Raw genomic sequence first — 2,015 nt, forward strand, 5'->3', positions numbered from 1 at the left:
ACCAGAATAATTTAAATTTAGATATTTCTGAAAACAGAAATTAAATAGTAATGTTGAATGATTACAATATATCAGTCCAATAGTGGTTAAATCTAAATAGTTTGCTTAGTCAGTTCTTGAACTTCACAGGCAATTACTTTAGCTTAACGTCATCACTTTTTTCCACAACAGTTTGATAAGGATCTCGTCAATGGCTGTAAAAAGTCTTATAAGAAAATGTTTATTTCCAGCAGCCGGTTATGGCACACGATTTTTGCCTGCTACTAAAGCTATGCCAAAAGAAATGTTGCCAATCGTTAGTAAACCATTGATTCAATATGGTGTTGAAGAAGCCATGGAGGCAGGAGTCAGTCAAATTGGTTTTATCACTGGTCGTGGTAAACGGGCAATTGCTGACCATTTCGACACCAGTTTTGAATTAGAACATCAGATCAAAGGCACATCGAAAGAAAAGTTTTTAGATGATATTCGCTATCTAATGGATAACTGCGAATTTGTATTTATGCGCCAACGTGAAATGCTCGGTCTGGGTCACGCAATTTTGACGGGTGAACCCATGATTGGCGATGAACCTTTTGCTGTCATCCTCGCAGATGATCTATGTGCAAAACCTGATGAAGGTGGTGAACGTGCACTTAGTCAGTTAGTGGCTCTATACGAACGTTATCGATGCAGTATTGTGGCTATTGAAGAAGTACCCGCCGAAGAAACCCATAGTTATGGTGTTATATCCGGTGATGAAATTGCCCCAGGTATTTATCAAATCAAAGACATGGTAGAAAAACCCAAACCAGAAGAAGCGCCAAGCAACCTGGCAATTATTGGTCGCTATATTTTGACGCCAGAAATCTTTGAATATCTACGTAAAACCAAACCCGGTACCAATGGCGAAATTCAGATCACCGATGCTTTGCGTTTGATGGCTCAAGAACGATTAGTTTTAGCGGTTAAATTCAAAGGTCGTCGCTTTGACTGCGGTAGCGTTGAAGGTTTTGTGGAAGCCACTAATTATTATTACGAACACGAACATTTGAATAAATCAGCGTAGTGCAAATAAATCACCATCATCGCTGCTGATATAAAGCGTACCGTTATCGACAAACGGTGATGCAAATATGGCCCACCCTGAATCAAATCGCCAAATTTGCTCACCGTTGTTTATATCAAGTGCATATAGAAAACCATCCATTGAACCTATATATACCTGATCACCTGCTATTGCCGGAGAGGAAAATAACACTGCCTGAGCGTCAAATTGCCAAAATGGTTCTCCACTCTCCTTATTTAAGGAAAATACTCGGCCATCTGTTGCAGCAAAAATAACCTGCTGATCTTTCAACGCAGGTGAAGCAAACAATCTGGATCCAGATTCAAATGTCCATAGCGGCTTACCGGACTCTAAATCCACAGCAAATAACACTCCGGCATCATTGCCTACATAAAGCAAATTATCTGCTGCAGAGATGACTGGTGATGCATCAATGGCAGCGCCAGTGTCCAAGGTCCAGATCCGTTCACCGTTAATCGAAACTGCATATAAAGAACCATCATCGCTACCGAAATATAATTGATCTTTATGCATAGCAGCCGATGAATCTACCTGTCCCTGAGTTTCAACAATCCATTTAAGTTCGCCACTATGCCGGTCTATTGCGTAGAAATTGTGATCAAGACTACCAATAAAAATCGTACCTTTGGCAATCAGTGGAGAAGCAAACACTCTGTCTTGGGTTTCAAATGTCCATAAAAGATTGCCAGTAAACTTATTCAAGGCATAAATATTTTTGTCGTCACTGCCAAATACTAGCTGTTCTTCTGCAACTGACGGAGTAGAAAAGATTCCACCCCCAGTAACAAACTGCCATTGCTCTTCGCCCGACTTCTTGTCTAATGCCAGCATCCGGCCGTCAAATCTGCCTGAAAATAATAAATTACCACTACCAACTGGTGATGATGAAGCGCCAACATCCGCATGATAACGCCAGAGAGTTTCAGGTTTTTGCTGTGGGCCTTGA

2 protein-coding genes are annotated in these 2,015 nt (G+C 40.9%); one reads left to right on the top strand and one right to left on the bottom strand.

The features are described from left to right. Window positions 1-190 precede the first annotated feature (190 nt). Window positions 191-1,048 carry a UTP--glucose-1-phosphate uridylyltransferase GalU gene (galU, locus tag A9E74_RS13635; RefSeq protein WP_069297140.1) on the top strand — a complete coding sequence of 286 codons (858 nt, stop codon included), beginning with the start codon at window positions 191-193 and terminating at the stop codon, window positions 1,046-1,048. On the opposite strand, the gene A9E74_RS13640 is transcribed toward galU, so the two are convergent. Beyond that, a partial coding sequence (locus A9E74_RS13640; RefSeq protein WP_069297141.1) for a beta-alanine-activating enzyme beta-propeller domain-containing protein occupies window positions 1,040-2,015 on the bottom strand: 976 nt, incomplete at its 5' end. The two genes, galU and A9E74_RS13640, sit on opposite strands and share 9 nt — an antisense overlap.

The organism is Methylophaga muralis, assembly GCF_001720165.1.
Lineage (GTDB): Bacteria > Pseudomonadota > Gammaproteobacteria > Nitrosococcales > Methylophagaceae > Methylophaga > Methylophaga muralis.

Bases quoted from the DNA above. Each gene is read 5' to 3' on its own strand.
- galU (WP_069297140.1), top strand. From the start codon at position 191: ATGGCTGTAAAAAGTCTTATAAGAAAATGTTTATTTCCAGCAGCCGGT.